This window comes from Acidovorax sp. DW039 (assembly GCF_037101375.1).
In the GTDB taxonomy this organism is placed as follows: Bacteria; Pseudomonadota; Gammaproteobacteria; order Burkholderiales; family Burkholderiaceae_C; genus Acidovorax.
In genome coordinates this window covers 201,791-219,886 of sequence record NZ_AP029020.1, presented here as the reverse complement: position 1 = coordinate 219,886, position 18,096 = coordinate 201,791, and the positions used below count along the sequence as shown (strand labels likewise).

Here is an 18,096-nt window from a genome sequence, read left to right as displayed (position 1 = left end):
AAGAACCTGCTCAATTTCACCAAGCCCATCTAATTTCGCGCTAATAAAGCGTGAAATACTTCACATTAAAACAATGCCATTTGTCCCGCTCCAATCCGCCCGGGCAAGGTTATCAACGATTCTGTGCCGTCCTGGTCATCTTTGACCGTAGCAGGCGGTGCTGGAGTCTCTCGGCGATCGCGGCCATCTGCCGCCAGGCGTCGGCCCCAGTCGCCCAAAATGTGCGAGGGGGTGTACCACCTGGCCCGCGATTCCATCGCAAAGGCATTGCCCCAAATCACCACGGCGGGGATGTGCAAGAGGGTCAACTGAACATAGGTCATTGGTACCGCTGTCAGATCCATATCCTGAGCCACCACATGCATGCAACGCTGGTAGTTGAAGCCCTGCTCTGCCAACACATCAGCAACCGCAATGACCATGCCCCCGGCCCCGCTCGTTGGCTCACTGACCCGCACAAAGCCGCGATCAGCAATGACAAGCGGTGCGGCTTCTACCTGGTTCCGGCACGGCACGATCACCGGAGACTCGGTGACATACACCATCACGGACAACGGAGTAGGAGACAGTAATCCTGCACCGGGTGCCATTGCGGACCCTTTCGCCCCTCTGTTGCTGGTATCTGGGCCCTCTGGAGCTGCATCTATTCCCACGCTGAGCGAGTGGGGGATGATTGTGCTGTCGCTGCTAGCAGCGGCGACAGGCGCTGTGAGGCTGGGCAGCATGCGCCGCCGGACGGTGGGGTGAGGGGGGAGGCCCCCTCGGATTGAGCAGGTAGATTCGCTATTAAATATATAGCTGCTTGTGTATGTTGCCAAAGCGCCAGAACCTGTTTTGATTGGCGACTCTGTGGGCTGGCTCTGCGCCCACCACAGCCGCATGGTTCTTCAGCCTCTTGCCTGTCCTTGCTGATAAGCCCCTCGCGAATGGTGGCCGATTCACTCCCCACCAGTGTCACTGGTGGCCATGCAGCACCACCGTGACGGCAGCGGTGGTGCAGATCTGTTCTAGGCTTTGCGCCATCGATGGGATCACACAGTCTGCCTGGGTATCGCCGGGGCCCCTCCAACCACGCTCATGCCTTCGCGTTCCGAAAACAAAAAGCCCCTCAACTGAGGCGCGCTTTGCACCATTACAGGTTTTATTTTCAGGGTACAGAGTTTATTTTTACGATCAAGGAAAAACGCGCACCACTTAAGCGAGAAGTGGGCTGGAGTCACTACTTAGTGATCTTGGAGTGCTGCAGCGCGAGTTCTACCAGCGAGTGACACGCCAGCTGAGCTGGGTCCAAGAACGTGCTGATCCACCAGATAGACAACTAGAGCTACGAAAAGTCGCTGATGGGTCAGACCAACTTTGACCGCGCACTGACGCCTGCGCCAGAGCCAAGCGTGACGAGGTGCTGATGCCGCAGAGCAGCTTTACACTGATCGCAGTGACTGACCTGTGTGGCTGGTACGGTAGGTTCGGAGTAGTGCCCCTGCACCCGATGTAATCTAAGGGGAGCATTAGCACGTTCTTCGGGCGACTTAGCGATAGCCCGGCATGCCAATCACAGCGGCTGGCAATCCCCGAGGCCGCGCCGGAGGAAGTTGAGTCCGAGATGGAATTGTGTGCCTCCCGTTCGCCCTTAGTTCACTGTGTGCGCCTACTTAGCAACCGGCCAAGTAGTCTCGATGAGACGCTGGGCGGGTATCGTTGAAGGCGACACTGCCGCGCGAGCACTGGTCTTTGAGTTATCAGCGCCAACATTAAATACGGCCACCACTTCGGCCAGCCTTTGTGCCTGGTCGCGCATGGAGGCGGCGGCGGCGGTGGATTCTTCCACCAGCGCTGCGTTTTGCTGGGTCATCTGGTCCAGGTTGGCCACGGCCTGGTTGACCTGGGCGATGCCGTCGCGTTGTTCGGTGGACGATGCGGTGATTTCGCCAATGAGGTCGCTGACGCGGCGCACGCTGGAAACGATTTCGTCCATGGTCTTGCCCGCCTGGGCGACTTGTTCAGAGCCGCTTTCGACGTTTTCTACCGATTTGCCAATGAGGGTCTTGATTTCCTTGGCGGCTTCGGCGCTGCGCCCGGCCAGGTTGCGTACTTCGCTGGCGACGACGGCAAAGCCGCGGCCTTGTTCGCCTGCGCGGGCGGCTTCCACGGCGGCGTTCAGCGCCAGGATGTTGGTCTGGAAGGCGATGCCGTCGATCACGCCGATGATGTCGCTGATCTTGCGGCTGCTTTCGGTGATCTGCTGCATGCTGGTGACGACCTGGCCCACCACTTCGCCACCGCGGGCGGCGGCCTGGGCGGCGGTGCCTGCGAGCTGGTTGGCCTGGCGGGCGGTGTCGGCGGACTGGGTGACGGTGGCGGTGAGTTCCTCCATGCTGGAAGCAGTTTCTTCGAGGTTGGCGGCGGTTTGCTCGGTGCGGGCGGAGAGGTCGTGGTTGCCGTTGGCGATTTCGATGGAGGCGGAGGACACGGAGTCCACGCCCTGGCGCACTTCGCTCACCACGCCGCGCAGGCGGGCGGACATGTCGGAGAGGGCGCGCAGCATCTGGCCGAGTTCGTCTTTGCGGCTGGATTGCAGCTCGCGCGTGAGGTCGCCTGCGGCGATGGCGTTGGCGGTTTCGACGGCCTGCCGCAGCGGCTCGGTAATCGAGCGCACCAGCCACCAGGCCGCCAGCGCGCCCAGGGCGAACACCAGCAGGGCCGTAAAGCCGCTGATCACCCCGGCACGGATGCGCTGGGCTGTGGCCTCTTCCTGCACAGCACTACGACGGCGTTCGAGAATAGAGATAAACTCATCTTGAGCTCCTTCATATATTCGAATTAATGGCGCAAACTCATCTTTTACATAATTCTGAGATCCGTTTATATCTCCGGCTAGACGGAAAGCTCGAATCTTAGCAACGCCAGCCAGAACTTTTTTTCTTATCTCCTGAATTCCATCCATAGATACCTTGTCCGAAGGATCAGTGATTTCCGCCAAAATCTCCTCTTGAATTTTTCCGATGCCAATGATTGCATCTTTAAGGCGTGCATTGTATTGTTTTTCAAGTGATTCATCAGTTGTGACGGCGATACCTTCAACCAGTAAGTTTGCGAAGCCTGTGGCGCCTCTCCATTTAACAACGGATGTCAGGCGCTTGTCGGTTTCATTAATTTTCTGAATTGCATCAGCCATCAGATTATTGGTGTAACGATGCGTCACTGCAGCCAATAAAGCCATGGCAAGCATTAGACCCATAAGGGCGATCCACAACTTTCGCGACATGCGGATATTATTTATACTCATTCCAAACCCCATTAGCGTTGAATGCTTTTAAAATGACAGCCATATGAATCTATCTAACCACAAAAACAGCGCCATCTAAAACGCGCAACTATTAAATAGCAGAATTTAACTTCATACCAAAAATGGATAGTTAATATTTTGGCAACATTTTTAAAATCGCATAATTTATTCACGAGATCTATTTTTACTCAAAATATTGAAAGAGACAATCTTCGCAAATATAGACATCGTCTCAAAAAGACAACACGAGGGTGGCCACGATATGCTCCCTGAACAGTCATTGCCTACCCCAGTAAAAAGTTCAAACGCAGACGCTGTACACAGTAAAAATACGTTGCTGTGCCAATCCATAAGTTTTTTAAGCTTATGCTAGGGTTCACCAAATATTGACTCTGTCAAAAATTTGACATTTACAGTCGGCAAATCCAATGGTTTACGATGACATCAATACTCACTCTCTGCGGAGTGAACTCAGCCAAGAAAGATGGTTTGGCGGGTGCAGTGCAGACCTACAGGACGCGCTTCTCGTCCATGGGAGACTTCGTCGGTTAATTGATGGTGAAGCTCTATACAGTAGGGAGGCTAGTGCAGAGCATGCCCTGTTTTGCGTCCTAGAGGGAGCCGTTTGCGTCGGAAATACAGATGCCCAAGGATCCCCTACGCTACTTGTGTACTTGGAGCCATACCATTGGTTCGGGGAACTGCCACTTATAGACAACCTACCTCGCCTACATGATGCAGTATCAGATGGCCCTAGCTTGGTGCTCAGTGTCCCTCATTCACGTCTTCTCAAATGGCTGGATCATCATCCAGTTCATTGGCGTGATTTTGCGAAATTATCAGCAATGAAATTACGGGTTGCGTATCAAGTATTAGGCGAAGCAGGCCCGTTGCTGCAGCGTTTTGCACGCCGACTTTGGCTATTAGCACATGGCTTTGGTTCGCGCAGTGATCAACCAAGACTACGCTTGAGCTTGTCTCAAGAGCTCATGGCAAATATGCTTGGAGCGAGTCGGCAAAGCATTAATTCAGCGCTCCAGAAATTAGAGCAAGAGGGCGTTATACGCCAGTATTATCGTGGCATAGAAATACTGGATCTGGAAGCTCTTCGCCTGATGGCAGGACTAAATACACCCTCAAAGCTTGTCAGAGAAAGAGAATAGCCGAAGATTTTGGGAAATCCCGCAAAACCTCGTGAACAGCATGGTTGACGTAATTCGGTCACGGTATGCTCACAGGCATGAAGCAAAGCAGCCTTGACCTGAACCTAAGCACCAAGAAGACCCGCAAGCAAAAGCTGCTGGCTTAGATGGATCGGTTGGTTGCCTGGGCTGTAATGATTTACCTCATTGCACCGTAAAGAAAGTCGCCCGCCCTTTGCCCAGGAGGCCATGCTAAGCATCCATTTCCTGAAGCAATGGTTAACAATGCCGGATGTGGCCCCCCCAAGGAGGTCTTGATCAGCTTCTCGTTGTACCAACGGATGTAGTCGTCGAGCATCTCAATGAACTGCTCAACGGTGACGCTCTTCCAGTCCCGAGGATAGAACAGCTCATTCTTCAGCGGACCGAAGAAGCCCTCGCACGCTGCGCTGTCAGGCGAGCAGGCCTTGCGGGACATCATGCTGGTGAGCCTGTCCTCGCTCATTCTGGATAGCCAGCCAGGCCAGCGGTAGTGACCTCCGCGGTCTGAGTGAACCACTGGTCGATCGCTTGTCTCTGTGACGGTCTCGATGGCTGCATTCAGCATGGTGTTAACCAGCTCTGCATCCGGACTCGTGCCGATAGTCCAGCTCACTACCCCTTCACGAATCCAAGAGATGCAATGCCCCCAACCAGTACCATGGCCGCAACACGAGGCAGCACTTTGGGTATGAACGTCAACATCCAGCACGTACCCAAGGCGCCAAAACTCAGGATGCCTGTCCAGGCGACGATGGCGATGGACAAGCTCCAATGAGACATGATGCAAATCGTCAGCGCTGACGCCAGCAGTGCTGCGCCCAAAACCCGCCAGACCAATGAAGCAGAGGAAGAAAGTGCACGACCAAACACTTGTGTCTGGTGACGCTCCATCGCCAAACACAAGGCAGAAAATGCAGGAAGGCAAAAAGCCCAAGCGATCCAAGCGGTCATGACTGTCGCTCCGCTGCTTGTACAACTGCATGGCGAAGACGCCCACCCTTGCCGATCGTAGAGCTTGCAGCCACTGGGGGTGCGCTAACTTTCCAAGCTGCATACCCATGCAAGGCGGCCAGACACAACACGACCAGATCAAAGCCCGCGATGCTCCACTGGTCTTGTGCCATGGCAACTGGCAAAGGCACGCCACCTGTGAAGGCATTCAGAAGCGGCAATAACGCAAAGGCAAGCGCTGCCAGCCCCAGTTGCTCCAGCCAACTTTGCCGATGAGGACGCACGATAGCGTGCATCAAGCAGGCCCCCCAGGCCCAGAAGAAGCAGCTAATTTCCACGTCGCTGCGCCCCTCAAGCCCCACCGGAACCAAGCGATTGGCCCAGAAGTATGTAGCGGTTGCCACAGAAAGACCCGCGATGGCAGCCACATTCAGCACCTCCACCAACCTGTGCCCACTCGGGGTTCTGCCCAACTTGCGGCGCTCTGGCTGCCGCTTCACAACCCACAGCACCATGCCCGAGCCGGCCATTACAGTGCCGATGACCCCCGAGAGAAACAGCAGCCAGCGCACAGAAGGATCGGCGAAACGTCCCATATGCACTCCCGTCATCGCCCCCGACACCATCTGTGCCGGTGATTGTTTGCGCGGCTGCTGTGCTGTCTTCGCCTCTCCCGTTTGTCCATCGAAAACGAGCATCTCACCGCCCCCACGAGACAGGCCTCGCCCTCCTTGCTCACGTAGTTCAATGGTGGAGCGCGAAGAGCCCGGTTGCTGTACAACGATCGAGCCTACGCCACGCTCCGGCCATTGAGCTTGTGCAATTTGCAGAAGAGGGCCAATGGGGGTCAGCATCCCACCCGCTACAGCATCTAGAGTACGACCCGCTCGCCCTCCTCCCTCACGGTCTTGCGCGCCACCTCCTCGTCCACCACGACTTTCCGCAAAGAACTGTTGCGTGTCGCCTTGGTAGACAGCATGAACGCCCGAAGGCATTAACATGAACATCAGCAGCAGTAATCCACTGAAGGTGATAACGAGATGAAAAGGCAGCGCTACAACTGCCGTGGCATTGTGCGCATCAAGCCAAGAGCGCTGACCTTTTCGAGGCCGGAATGTGAAAAACTCGGTGAATATCTTTTTGTGGGTGATGACACCACTAATGATCGCCACCAACATGAACATAGTGGCCACGCCTACGATCCAACGCCCCCAGGTCCTAGGCATGGCGTACAACTCGAAGTGAAAACGATAGAGGAAGCTACCACCCCGAGTCTCTCGAGGCTCGATTTTTTCACCAGTACCAGCGTCTAAATAGGCTCTTTGTGTACCACCCCTGCCCACCGCAGCGCCGGGCATACGCCAACTAGCCTCAACCGCTGTCTGACGCTCATCCGGCAAGTTCAGCGTCCAAGTGCTTGCACCTGGAGCAATTTTCTCCATGGCTTTGATCGCCCGTTCAGCCGTCATTTCATTGGGAACGGACTTGTGTAACTCTGGCCGCATCCAGTTGCTGATTTCGTCCACAAAGTAGCTCAGCGTACCCGTGAAAAAAACCGCGTAGAGTAACCACCCAAGAACCAAACCACTCCAAGTGTGCAACCAGGACATGGACTGCCTCAGGCCCTCCGCCTTACCATCGGGCCTCATTGCCTCACTCCATAGACCATCAACAGGGCCGCGCTCATCATCACAAGAGGCGCAAAAACTCCGAGTAAAGCTCGCAAGCTGTTGCGACAGCCGAAGACCCACAACGCAGCAATGGCATGAACTAAAAATGCCAACATCGTGCTCCACAGCACTGCGTCCACACGGCTGCTCCCACCCCAAACCAATAACAGGCCCGCACAGGCAGCAAACGCTGATGCCAAGGCGTACCCCCCAACAACAGCAAGCACAACTCTCAACGCCACCACAAGGCGATAACCCACCATGGGTCTTACCTTGAAGGCGAGGGCTAATCGAAGCATAGAACTCCCAATCTATTTTTAAATGAGAATGCTTCTTAATATAAGTTCGAGCGACTCCAATTTGCTTAACGCCATGTAAAGTTTGACAAAGCAATGCAGGTGCAGTGACGTGCAAGATGCATTGAGCAATCAGTCATTGCACTGCCAGTCTGAGGTGATGCATGCGACAGTGCGCAGCAAAAGCAGGAGAGCCAAAGCCGAAATAGCACCTTGCGCAGGGAGTCGTACCTGAACGAGCGAACCAGCGCCACTCTCCTCTGTAAACGAAAAGTAAAGTTTGCCCGCCTTTTTGAACAGCAGAGCACGCGCAAATAAAATATTGCAAATCATTCTCATTTGCAATCAATCATGCGTGCTACATCCTTTGGTCGCTACCAAACCCCAGTTCGATTTGCCGTCACTGCTGTTGCGTTGGCCGCGCAAAGTGTTGTCATGGCTCAAACTGCATCCAATCTGTCTTCGGCGGTGGAGGCAACGATGTCCGAAGTACGAGTTCTGGGGACTGCCGAAGACGAAGCTCGCCAAGCTCTGGGCACGTCCATCATCACCGCAGAGGATCTTGCACGTCGTCCTCCTGCCAACGATCTGTCCGAGCTCATTCGCACGATGCCTGGTGTCAATTTGACCGGTAATAGCTCTTCTGGCAGCTACGGCAATCAACGCCAGATCGATCTCCGTGGCATGGGACCAGAAAATACGCTGATATTGGTTGATGGTAAGCCTGTGGCATCGCGTGAAGGCTCCGCGATTCGCGCCACTGGCGAACGGGATACACATGGGGACTCCAACTGGGTTCCCGTAGACCAAATTGAACGGATTGAAGTTATTCGCGGCCCTGCTGCGGCTCGTTATGGATCTGGGGCTGCCGGTGGTGTCGTTAACATCATCACTAAAAAACCAGACCAAAAAAAGCTTTCCGGCTCAGTCACTGCCTATGCCAGTGATGTGAAGGGAGGTGGGGACACACAGCGCCTTGGATTTAACCTTTCAGGCCCGTTGGGTGAGCATTTGGCATTTCGGCTCTATGGCAACGTTGCCAAAACCGAAGCGGAACCTACCACCACAAATACCAACGATGCTGGTACGTTCCTCGCTGCAGGTCGAGAAGGCACGCGCAACCGAGATATCAACGGGCAACTCCAGTGGCAGCTCACACCCGACCAACAGCTGATCTTTGATGCGGGGTTCAGCAGGCAGGGAAATATTTACTCCGGAGAAACACTGACTGGAACTGCTTACCTTCCAGAGTTGCTCGGCTCAGAGGTTCGCAGGGTTTATAGACAAACCGCATCGGTTACGCACAAGGCCAAATGGGGTGAGTTGGGAGATTCTCGTGTCATTCTCCAATACGAAAACACCCGTACAGCCAATTGCTATAAGGGCACTGCAGGTGGCTCAGACGGCAATTGCCAAACGACCAACGCAAACGCCGGCAGCGTATCCGGGAACAACCCTGTGTCTGTATTGGAAAACTATTTCCTGCAGGCAGAACTGCACACTCCGCTCAAGCTAGGTGGTTTGAATCAGGTGCTGACTTCAGGCTTTGAGTTCCGCGACCAAAGTCTGAATGATCCCAGCTCGGTGGAGCGCTCGGTACTTAATGGAGTAGCTAATGCGGCGATTTACCGAAAGATGAAAGCGCGAACCGTCGCTGCTTATGTGGAGGACAATATTGCTGTTGGGCCTTCTCTGGTATTGACACCCGGCATGCGACTGGATCACAGTGACCAATTTGGTGACAACTGGAGTCCGAGCTTAAATGCTGTGTACGAGCTTTCCCCGGAATGGACGCTCAAGGGTGGCGTAGCACGTGCTTTCAAAACTCCCAGCGTTTATCAAACAAACCCGTACTACTACTATCAAAGTATGGGGAATGGATGCCCTACCGGTCAAGGCCCTTGCCAAATTCAGGGTAACTCAAATCTCCAACCAGAGGTCAGCCTGAACAAAGAAATCGGTGTGGCGTGGAAGAACCAAACCGGTTGGGATGCCACTCTTAGCTATTTCCGCAACGATTACAAAAATAAGATAACCACCACGCGAGAATCATCCGCTTTGGCGCTTGACCCTGTCACGGGCTACTGGGTTACCCAGTGGTTTAACTCCGGTCCGGCGATCGTGCACGGCTTAGAAGGTAATTTCAACATTCCTATCCTGGGTGAGTCAGGTCAAAAGCTCAAAATGCTGAATAACTTCACGATAATGTTCAGCAACAAAGATAAGACCTACCATCAGCCTATATCTATCGTTCCTAAATACACCGTCAATAGCACGCTTGACTGGCGTATTTCACCTCAGTGGTCTTCCCAGCTGACGGCGACGTTCTATGGCCGCCAAAAACCTCGCACCAGCACGAACATCAATCAGAGCGGCGGTGCGAGTGGTGTGGCGCTATCTGAGGTCGGTTCATATGCCATGTACGGCGTCAGTGCTAATTACGAGATCAACAAAAACAACCGTGTTGCCTTTGGCATCACCAATCTGTTTGACCGGAAGATTACCCGCATTTCCAACAGCACAGGCAATGCAGGAGCGGCCACGTACAACGAGCCCGGACGCGCTGTGTACGTGAGTTATACCGCCTCGTTCTAAGGCTCTTTACAGGCCTCTATGGCCTTCTGCACAGGTCACACCGCGCCGTGTGTATCTGGCGCCTCGGGCAGGCTGCGAGGTTTGCGTCCAGCAGCCCATCCCGATCCGCTGCACACACTTTGCCAAGTCGATTTGGGCAGAGGATCCCTAGTCCGCCACAGTGCCACAAGCCAGCCCCAATTGATGGCGAAATCCTGCATTTTTGAATGCCTGCCGCACTCGCGTGGCAGGTGTTTCACTTCGATCCTCTGTAATCCATGATTGCAACCATCCACGCAGCCCGAGCAAAGGGCTATATCAATGAAAGCGTTTACCCGGCACATTTCCACCGAGAGATCATGCCGGTGTGGATACAAAGTACCTTGATAGCGTTGGGACGAGCAGCACCAAGCCTTCAAAGCTCCTACCGCTGGTTAGAGCTGGGCTGCGGAAATGGGATTAGTGCAGTAGTAGCGGCTGCGACAAATCCTTTGGGACACTTCGTAGCCATCGATGCAAACCCTAACGCCATCGAACAAGCCAGGGCGCTTGCGCAATTGGCGGGCGTGACTAATGTCGAATTTCATTGTGAGACCTTCGAACAAGCCCTCAGCGCTTCACAACATTCCGCTCCAGCCTACGATTTCATAGTGAGCCACGGCGTGTATTCATGGGTGAGCCGGGCAACTCGCAAATCCGTTCACGCAATCGTCCACGCGCTTCTTAAACCTGGAGGAATTTTGTATCTGTCCTACGCGAGCCAACCTGGTAGCGCAAGTGCTGCGTCCGCATACAAACTGATGTCTCAGGTAGCTAGTCTCCAGGGGGGGGATTGCGTCCAGAGAACTGAGTATGCAGTGGGACTGATAGATCAACTCACCAGGGCTGGAGCGGGCTACTTACGGGAACAACCTCGCGTAGCCCAAGAAATACTCCACTTGGCAGGTCTGGATATCAATTACACAGCGCACGAGTCGATCTCTCCGCATTGGGAATCTTTGCACTGTGCTGATGTTATAGCCGAATTCGAAGCCATTGATTGCAGTTATGCAGGCAGCGCTGCTCGTATCGAAAACATAGACGCTGCATCCGTTCCACAAAAATGCCAACCCCTATTAGAAGAACTGAAAAATCAAGGTGCATCAATTGCCACACAGGAAACGTTCAAAGACATTGTACGAAACCAATCTCAACGACGTGATCTATTTCAAAGAAACAATCCATCTGAGAATAATCTTCTTCCGCCGGAAATTCATCGAAAAAATCTCCTGAGTCAACGAGTTTGTTTACTGCAAAACTTTCCAAATCAAGATTACTGTTCTAACAAAAGTCTACGCATAAGCACAAGGATTGGCCCACTAGAAATACCGATGGAGCTCATCCACCCCCTACTTTTGGCACTAAAAAATGGGCCAATGACTTATGCCGAATTGACTCAGTTGGCGAGATACAAAAATCAGCCAGGTCAGATTAATCAATTGCTTCAATGCTTGTCTGATGCCGGATGGATACATTACGTTCGACCTGATGCACGCGATATCATCTCAACAGAAACCCCTTCGTTGCTGCCCCTCAATCGGGAATTAAGTCAATTACCTGTAGGTGTACCTCCACGCAACATCAAGGCTATAGATTTGATTGGCGGATCAATATCGATTGATACGAATCCATAAAATCTACGAGGACAAAACAAAAAGCACTCAACTTCATAGTCCTATCTTTCACATCAACAGTGGCATCTGCCATGAAGAAGCACCGAAAAAATTAACCGTGTACGGATCTTCTCTATTTGAGCACGGGACACTTTCAAGCTAGCGGCTTTACCCAGCTGGTCCAAGCAACGATTTCAATCTCAATCCAGCTGCCCCTGGCAAACATACTTGGTGTGCAGGTAGTCGTCCAGGCCATGGGTCGAGCCCTCGCGGCCATAGCCTGATTCCTTCACCCCCCCGAACGGCGCGGCCTCTGCGGCCAGCGCCCCTTCGTTGATGCCGACAATGCCGGTTTCCAATGCATCGGCCACGCGCCAGATGCGGCGCACGTTCTGGCTGTAGAAGTAGGCGGCCAGCCCGAACGGTGTGTCGTTGGCCGCGGCGATCACCTCGGCCTCGTCGTCAAACACCGTGAGCGGTGCCACCGGGCCAAAGGTCTCTTCGCAGGCGCAGGCCATGGTGGCGTCCGCGCCGCTGAGTACGGTGGGCGCGTAGTAGTTGGGGCCCAGGTGGGCCAGGCGCTGGCCGCCCGTGAGCACCTTGGCCCCCCGCGCCACGGCGTCGTTGACGTGCCGCTCAATCTTCTCCACCGCACGGTCATTGATCATGGGGCCAATCTGCGAGGCCGGGTCACTGGCCGGGCCTACCTTTAAGGCGGCCACGGCAGCGGTGAGCTTGGTGGCAAAGGCATCGAACACGCTGCGGTGCACAAACACCCGGTTGGGGCACACGCAGGTCTGCCCACCGTTACGGAACTTGGCGGCCATGAAGCCCTGCACGGCAGCGTCCACATCGGCATCCTCAAACACGATGAAAGGCGCGTTGCCGCCCAGCTCCAGCGACAGCTTCTTGAGCGTGTCCGCACCGCGGCGCGCCAGGTGCTTGCCCACGGGGGTGGAGCCTGTGAAGGTGATCTTGCGCACGCGGCTGTCATCCAGCCACACGTCCACCACGGCGGGCGTGTTCTGGCGTGAGGCGGTAACGATGTTCAAAACGCCTGCGGGCACACCTGCTTCATGGGCCAACTGCACCAGGGCCAACGAAGTCAGCGGCGTGTCTTCGGCAGGCTTGCACACCACAGTGCAGCCTGCGGCCAGGGCGGGGGCGATCTTGCGGGCGATCATCGCGGCGGGGAAGTTCCAGGGCGTGATGGCGGCGACCACACCCACAGGCTCCTTCAGCGCAAACATGCGGCGGCCCGGCACGGGGGCGGGAATCACCTCACCGTTCATGCGCGTGGCCTCTTCGCCAAACCATTCGATGTAGCTGGCGGCATAGGCCACCTCGCCCTTGCCTTCGGCCAGGGGCTTGCCTTGCTCCAGCGAGATCAATGCGCCCAGGTCATCCTGATGGGCCAGCACCAGATCGTTCCAGCGCTTGATGATGGCGGCGCGTTGCTTGGCGGGGACTTTGCGCCAGGTGGGAAAGGCGGCATGGGCTGCATTGAGCGCGGCTAAAGCCTCGGGAGCGCCGGAGTCGGGCACGGAGGTGATGACTGCGCCAGTGGCCGGGTTGGTCACATCCAGGCGGGGGCCGGTAAACGCCGCCCACTGGCCCGCAATGAAGTTGGCGCTGCGGACGAGATCGGGGCGGGCCAAGGGCAGAGGCAGGGAAGGAGTGGCGGACATGGGTTTGAATGAAATGAGGCTCTAGCGCTTATCCATTAAGCGCTAGCAGCTATGGTTTTAGGAGTAACTAGATCTCAGCCCTGGGCAATGCGTGCGGCAATGGCCTCACCCACCTGCGTGGTGTTGGCCGTACCGCCCAGGTCTGGCGTGTGGGGGCCGCTCTTGATGACTTCCTCGATGGCGCTCACGATCGCATCGTGGGCCTGACGGCCAGCGCCCTGGCCTTGCGTGAGGAAGTCCAGCATCAGCGCGCCGGACCAGATCATCGCAATCGGATTGGCGATGTTCTTGCCATAGATGTCGGGTGCAGAGCCGTGCACGGGCTCGAACAGGCTGGGGAAGGTGCGCTCGGGGTTGAGGTTGGCCGAGGGGGCCAGGCCAATGGTGCCGGTGGTGGCGGGGCCCAGGTCCGAGAGGATGTCGCCAAACAGGTTGGTGGCGGCCACCACGTCAAAGCGGCCGGGCTGCAGCACAAAGCGGGCTGTCAGGATGTCGATGTGCTGTTTGTCCAGGGTGATCTCTGGGTAGTCTTTGGCCACGTCGTCAGCGCGTTTGTCCCACCAGGGCATGCTGATGGCGATGCCGTTGCTCTTGGTGGCCAGGGTGACGTGCTTTTTGGGACGGCTTTGGGCCAGGTCGAAGGCGAACTTCAGAAGGCGGTTGGCGCCGTGGCGCGAGTAGACCGATTCCTGGATGACGATTTCACGGTCCGTGCCTTCGTACATCACGCCGCCGAGCGATGTGTATTCGCCCTCGGTGTTCTCGCGCACCACGTAGTAGTCAATGTCGCCGGGCTTGCGGCCCGCCAGGGGGCAAGGCACGCCTTCAAACAGGCGCACGGGGCGCAGGTTGATGTACTGGTCAAACTCGCGGCGGAACTTGAGCAGCGAACCCCAGAGAGACACGTGGTCAGGCACGGTGGCGGGCCAGCCCACTGCGCCGAAGAAGATGGCGTCCATGCCTGAAAGCTGGGCCTTCCAGTCGTCGGGCATCATTTTTCCGTGGGCGGCGTAGTAGTCGCAGCTGGCCCACTCAAACTCGTGCAGTTGCAGATCCAGGCCGAAGCGGGCGGCTGCGGCCTGGATGGCGCGCAGGCCTTCGGGCATCACTTCTTTGCCGATGCCGTCTCCGGGCAGGACGGCGATGCGGAATGCGGGAATCATGGAGTGTTCCTCTTTGAAGACCTGTGAACGGATCAGGCAGCCATTGCCAGCACAGGCGCGGCAGCCCGGCGCTGCGGGTCACGCTCTTCCAGCCAGCCCTGGCGCAGCTCGGGCACCGAGGCCGCCAGCAGCTCGTAGTACGGGTGGTGAGGGCCCTTGTCAAAGTCGGCGCGGGCCACTTGGTCGAGCTTGCGGCCATGCTGCATGACGATGATCTCGTCGCACACCGCACGCACCGTGTGCAGGTCGTGGCTGATGAAGAGGTAGGACACGCCCAGCTCGCGGCGCAGATCGGCCATCAAATCCAGCACGGCAGCGCCTACCACCGTGTCCAGGGCCGATGTGACTTCGTCGCACAAGATCAGATCGGGCTCGGCCGCCAGGGCACGCGCCAGGTTCACCCGCTGCTTTTGCCCACCCGAGAGCCCGCCCGGCAGGCGCTGGGCCACGCTGTGCGGCAAGCGCACCAGGTCCAGCAGCTCATGGATACGGCGCTGCAAAGCGGGCCCCTGCAGGCCTTTGTAGAACTGCAGTGGGCGCGCCAGGATGCGCTCGATGGTCTGTGAGGGGTTCAGCGCCGTGTCGGCCATCTGGAACACGATCTGGATCTGCCGCAGCTCTTCCTTGCTGCGCTGCCCCAGGTCAGGTTTGAGCTCGCGGTTGTTGAACAGCATGGCGCCCTTGCACGGCGCGATCAGCCCTGCAATCGCCCGCGCCAACGTGGTCTTGCCCGAACCCGATTCACCAATCACCCCGATGGCCTGGCCGCGATAGAGCTTGAAGTTGATGTCTTCGAGGATGAGTGTGGCGGGCTGGCCCTTGGCATCCACCGCACCGTAGCCCGCAGACAGCTCGCGCACATCCAGCAGCAGCTCACCCTGCCCTTTGCAATGCTCTGTGGCACGCGGCGCGGGGCGAGCCGCGGCCAGCAGGCTCTTGGTGTAGTCGTGCGCCGGCTCGGCCAGGATGCGGGCGGTGGTGTTGACCTCCTGCGCCTTGCCGCCGCGCAGCACCAAAATATGGTCGGCCATCTGCGCGACCACGGCCAGGTCGTGACTCACATACACCGCCGTGGCCTGCCGCTCGCGCACCACGCGCCGGAAGGCACGCAGCACCTCGATCTGCGTGGTCACGTCCAGCGCGGTGGTGGGCTCATCCAGGATCACCACATCGGGGTCGGTGATGAGGGCCATGGCCGCCATCAACCGCTGCAATTGCCCGCCCGACACCTGGTGTGGGTAGCGCTGGCCGATGGTGTCGGGGTTGGGCAAAGCCAGTTCGCGGAACAGCTCCACGGCCTTAAGCTCAGCCTCTTGCCGCGTGAGAGTGCCGTGGATGACAGCGGGCTCCACCACCTGGTCCATGAGGGTGCGCGATGGGTTAAACGATGCCGCAGCACTCTGCGCGATGTACGACACCGTGCGCCCCCGCAAGGCCCGCTGCCCTGCGGGCGAGAGCTGGAGCACGTCGGTATCGCCAATGCGCACGCTGCCCGCTGAGATGGCGCAGCCACGCCGGGCATAGCCCATCAAGGCAAGGGCCGTGGTGGTCTTGCCCGAGCCCGACTCGCCAATCAGCGCCAGTACCTCGCCGGGCTGAATGGCAAAGCTCAAATGATCGACCAAGGTCTGGTCGCCTGCCGTGATGTGCAGGCCTTCTACGATGACGGGTGCACCCATGCCGGGCTCCTTAACGTTCGCGGGCCGCACGGCCCGGCAGGTTGTCAATCACGAGGTTGACAGCAATCGTCAGACTGGCAATGGCCAACGCGGGGGCAATCACCGAAGAGCTACCCTCTGACAGCGCCCCGATGTTCTCGCGCACCAGCGAGCCCCAGTCGGCCTCGGGGGGTTGAATGCCCAGGCCCAGAAAGCTCAGGCTGGCCAGCAGCAGCACCACGTACACAAAGCGCAGCCCTAGGTCAGCCAGCATGGGACCGATGATGTTGGGCAGTATCTCGCGCAGCATGATGTAGAGCTTGCCTTCACCGCGTGTGCGTGCCACCGTCACGTAGTCCAGCGCATTGATGTTGACGGCCAGCGAGCGGGCGATGCGAAAGGCCCCAGGCACGTAGATGAGCGCGGCCGTAAACACCAGCATGCCCACTGAAGACCCAAAGCCTGCCACCAGCACCAGCGCAAACATCTTGCTGGGAATGGAGGTCAGCGTATCGAGCAAGCGGCTGAGCACTGTATCCAGCACCGGACCACTGGATGCGGCCAGCAACGCCAGCACCGTGCCTGTGCCACTGGCCAGCAGGGTGGCGACCAGTGCCAGCCCCACGGTGTAGCGGGCGCCCTGCACTACGCGCACCAGCATGTCGCGCCCAAGGTAGTCGGTGCCAAGCCAATGGGTCGCATCGATGGGGGCATAGACCACAGACGCCTGCAAGTCCACCAGCGACCTGGGCAGCAGCGCGGGCCCCGCCAGCGCCGTGGCGAGCCAGAACACCAGAATGACCAGCCCGACCAATCCGGAAAAACCAAAGCCTGCCAGCCAACGCCCCACCCCGTTGCGACGGGAAGCAGGGACCGCCGGGGCGGCCAAAGAAGGAAGTGTGTCCATCAAAAGATCCCCGTGGTTTCGGCGGTGTTCAGCAGCATGTGCCGATGTTTTGGTATGTGCATGGTTCGCTCCTGCCCTCATCAGCGGTGGCGCAAACGGGGGTTGGCCACAATGCCGCACACATCGGCCAGTGTTACGAGCAACAGGTAACCCGTGCAGAAAATCATGGCGCAGGTTTGCACCAGTGGCATGTCGCGTTGGGTCACGCCATCGACCATCAGCTTGGCGATGCCGGGGTAGTTGAAGATGGTCTCGATCACGATCACCCCTCCCAACAGATACGACAGCGAAAGCGCTACGGCGTTGGCAATCGGCCCCACGGCGTTGGGCAGTGCGTGGGCCAACACCATGCGCATGGGCGATGCCCCCTTGAGGCGCACCATCTCGATGTAAGGAGCCTCCAGCTGGTCGATCACTGCGGCGCGGGTCATACGCATCATCTGCGCCACAATCACGCAGCACAGGGTAAGCACCGGCATGGCAAAGGCACGCAGCATCTGGCCCAGCGATTCAATATTGCTGGCGTACGAGAGTGCAGGCAGCCAGCGCAACTGCACGGCAAACACCAGCACTGCCAGCGTGGCCACCAGAAACTCTGGCACCGACACCACGGCCACCGATAGGCCTGAGGCAACGCGATCCAGCCACGAGCCGCGCCACACCGCAGAGGTAATACCCAACACCAGGGCAATAGGCACTGAGAACAGCGCCGTTACCGCCGCCAGCAGCAACGAGTTGGGAAGGCGGCTGCCCACCAGTTCGGCCACTGGCATCTGCGTCGTCACGGACTGCCCCAAATCACCACGCACTACGCCCCACAGCCACTTCAAATAGCGTTCGGGGGCGGGCACATTCAGCCCCATCTGGGCACGCAAGGCCGCCAAAGCCTCAGGGGTCGCCTCCTGACCCAGCTGCTCTTGAGCAGCGTCGCCGGGCAGCACGGCGGTGATCGAAAAAACAATCACCGAAACCGACAGCAACGACAGCAGCGCAAAGAACAGGCGCTTGGCCAGCAGCGAGAGAATCACGCGGTTCATGCAAAGCCTTCCATGGCAGTGTGCCGGGAC

At 57.4% G+C, this 18,096-nt stretch carries 13 protein-coding genes and 3 pseudogenes; 6 read left to right on the top strand and 10 right to left on the bottom strand.

The genetic code is table 11. The annotated features are described in order from the left end of the window. Positions 1–65 precede the first annotated feature (65 nt). Entirely contained in the window at positions 66–545 is a 480-nt protein-coding gene (locus AACH87_RS22690; protein WP_338799372.1) for a hypothetical protein, read from the bottom strand. Between AACH87_RS22690 and AACH87_RS22685 the strand changes: the two genes are divergently transcribed. Together AACH87_RS22685 and AACH87_RS22680 are read left to right on the top strand one after the other, a co-directional pair. After that, complete coding sequence (locus AACH87_RS22685; RefSeq protein WP_338799106.1) at positions 475–747, top strand: IPTL-CTERM sorting domain-containing protein; 273 nt, start codon at positions 475–477, stop codon at positions 745–747. The two genes, AACH87_RS22690 and AACH87_RS22685, sit on opposite strands and share 71 nt — an antisense overlap. 434 nt (positions 748–1,181) lie before the next feature. Next, a pseudogene (locus tag AACH87_RS22680) lies at positions 1,182–1,319 on the top strand (DUF1016 domain-containing protein); the annotation flags it as partial. 329 nt (positions 1,320–1,648) lie between these two features. On the opposite strand, the gene AACH87_RS22675 reads toward AACH87_RS22680, so the two are convergent. Continuing rightward, positions 1,649–3,265 carry a methyl-accepting chemotaxis protein gene (locus AACH87_RS22675; protein WP_338799105.1) on the bottom strand — a complete coding sequence of 539 codons (1,617 nt, stop codon included), beginning with the start codon at positions 3,263–3,265 and terminating at the stop codon, positions 1,649–1,651. 449 nt (positions 3,266–3,714) lie between these two features. Between AACH87_RS22675 and AACH87_RS22670 the strand changes: the two genes are divergently transcribed. Continuing rightward, positions 3,715–4,449, top strand: coding sequence for a Crp/Fnr family transcriptional regulator (locus AACH87_RS22670; protein WP_338799104.1), 735 nt, complete (start codon positions 3,715–3,717; stop codon positions 4,447–4,449). Positions 4,450–4,526: 77 nt separating this feature from the next. After that, positions 4,527–4,728, top strand: a pseudogene (locus AACH87_RS22665) (IS5/IS1182 family transposase); the annotation flags it as partial. Position 4,729: 1 nt separating this feature from the next. On the opposite strand, the pseudogene AACH87_RS22660 reads toward AACH87_RS22665, so the two are convergent. The 3 genes and pseudogenes from AACH87_RS22660 to AACH87_RS22650 all read right to left on the bottom strand — a co-directional run. Then, positions 4,730–5,086: pseudogene (locus tag AACH87_RS22660) on the bottom strand (IS3 family transposase); the annotation flags it as partial. Further along, positions 5,083–5,421: a DUF3325 domain-containing protein gene (locus tag AACH87_RS22655; protein WP_338799102.1), complete on the bottom strand. Its 339-nt coding sequence runs from the start codon at positions 5,419–5,421 to the stop codon at positions 5,083–5,085. The gene AACH87_RS22655 and the pseudogene AACH87_RS22660, both read right to left, overlap by 4 nt. Then, on the bottom strand, positions 5,418–7,031 hold the full coding sequence (locus tag AACH87_RS22650; protein WP_338799101.1) for a PepSY-associated TM helix domain-containing protein: 1,614 nt from the start codon (positions 7,029–7,031) through the stop codon (positions 5,418–5,420). The genes AACH87_RS22655 and AACH87_RS22650 overlap by 4 nt, the downstream gene beginning before the upstream one ends. 707 nt (positions 7,032–7,738) lie before the next feature. Between AACH87_RS22650 and AACH87_RS22645 the strand changes: the two genes are divergently transcribed. Next, on the top strand, positions 7,739–9,982 hold the full coding sequence (locus AACH87_RS22645) for a FepA family TonB-dependent siderophore receptor (RefSeq protein WP_338799100.1): 2,244 nt from the start codon (positions 7,739–7,741) through the stop codon (positions 9,980–9,982). 257 nt (positions 9,983–10,239) lie between these two features. After that, complete coding sequence (locus AACH87_RS22640; RefSeq protein WP_338799099.1) at positions 10,240–11,634, top strand: class I SAM-dependent methyltransferase; 1,395 nt, start codon at positions 10,240–10,242, stop codon at positions 11,632–11,634. Positions 11,635–11,813: 179 nt separating this feature from the next. Here AACH87_RS22640 and AACH87_RS22635 read toward each other — a convergent pair whose 3' ends face one another. The 5 genes from AACH87_RS22635 to AACH87_RS22615 all read right to left on the bottom strand — a co-directional run bounded on the left by AACH87_RS22635 (position 11,814) and on the right by AACH87_RS22615 (position 18,066). Beyond that, entirely contained in the window at positions 11,814–13,301 is a 1,488-nt protein-coding gene (locus tag AACH87_RS22635) for an NAD-dependent succinate-semialdehyde dehydrogenase (RefSeq protein WP_338799098.1), read from the bottom strand. A 74-nt stretch (positions 13,302–13,375) separates the two neighbouring features. Then, entirely contained in the window at positions 13,376–14,464 is a 1,089-nt protein-coding gene (locus tag AACH87_RS22630; RefSeq protein ID WP_338799097.1) for a tartrate dehydrogenase, read from the bottom strand. 32 nt (positions 14,465–14,496) lie between these two features. Continuing rightward, positions 14,497–16,143, bottom strand: a complete 1,647-nt coding sequence (locus AACH87_RS22625) for an ABC transporter ATP-binding protein (RefSeq protein WP_338799096.1) — start codon at positions 16,141–16,143, stop codon at positions 14,497–14,499. A 10-nt stretch (positions 16,144–16,153) separates the two neighbouring features. Next, positions 16,154–17,029, bottom strand: coding sequence for an ABC transporter permease (locus AACH87_RS22620; protein ID WP_338799095.1), 876 nt, complete (start codon positions 17,027–17,029; stop codon positions 16,154–16,156). An 80-nt stretch (positions 17,030–17,109) separates the two neighbouring features. Then, the gene (locus AACH87_RS22615; protein ID WP_338799094.1) at positions 17,110–18,066 is read right to left on the bottom strand and encodes an ABC transporter permease; all 957 of its coding nucleotides are present in this window, start codon (positions 18,064–18,066) and stop codon (positions 17,110–17,112) included. Positions 18,067–18,096 lie beyond the last annotated feature (30 nt).

Excerpts from the sequence above, each read along its gene's own strand:
- AACH87_RS22620 (WP_338799095.1), bottom strand. The coding sequence starts at position 17,029 with ATGGACACACTTCCTTCTTTGGCCGCCCCGGCGGTCCCTGCTTCCCGT.
- AACH87_RS22675 (WP_338799105.1), bottom strand. The coding sequence starts at position 3,265 with ATGTCGCGAAAGTTGTGGATCGCCCTTATGGGTCTAATGCTTGCCATG.
- AACH87_RS22655 (WP_338799102.1), bottom strand. The coding sequence starts at position 5,421 with ATGACCGCTTGGATCGCTTGGGCTTTTTGCCTTCCTGCATTTTCTGCC.
- AACH87_RS22625 (WP_338799096.1), bottom strand. The coding sequence starts at position 16,143 with ATGGGTGCACCCGTCATCGTAGAAGGCCTGCACATCACGGCAGGCGAC.
- AACH87_RS22615 (WP_338799094.1), bottom strand. The coding sequence starts at position 18,066 with ATGAACCGCGTGATTCTCTCGCTGCTGGCCAAGCGCCTGTTCTTTGCG.
- AACH87_RS22630 (WP_338799097.1), bottom strand. The coding sequence starts at position 14,464 with ATGATTCCCGCATTCCGCATCGCCGTCCTGCCCGGAGACGGCATCGGC.
- AACH87_RS22690 (WP_338799372.1), bottom strand. The coding sequence starts at position 545 with ATGGTGTATGTCACCGAGTCTCCGGTGATCGTGCCGTGCCGGAACCAG.
- AACH87_RS22645 (WP_338799100.1), top strand. The coding sequence starts at position 7,739 with ATGCGTGCTACATCCTTTGGTCGCTACCAAACCCCAGTTCGATTTGCC.
- AACH87_RS22635 (WP_338799098.1), bottom strand. The coding sequence starts at position 13,301 with ATGTCCGCCACTCCTTCCCTGCCTCTGCCCTTGGCCCGCCCCGATCTC.
- AACH87_RS22670 (WP_338799104.1), top strand. The coding sequence starts at position 3,715 with ATGGTTTACGATGACATCAATACTCACTCTCTGCGGAGTGAACTCAGC.
- AACH87_RS22640 (WP_338799099.1), top strand. The coding sequence starts at position 10,240 with ATGATTGCAACCATCCACGCAGCCCGAGCAAAGGGCTATATCAATGAA.
- AACH87_RS22685 (WP_338799106.1), top strand. The coding sequence starts at position 475 with ATGACAAGCGGTGCGGCTTCTACCTGGTTCCGGCACGGCACGATCACC.
- AACH87_RS22650 (WP_338799101.1), bottom strand. The coding sequence starts at position 7,031 with ATGTCCTGGTTGCACACTTGGAGTGGTTTGGTTCTTGGGTGGTTACTC.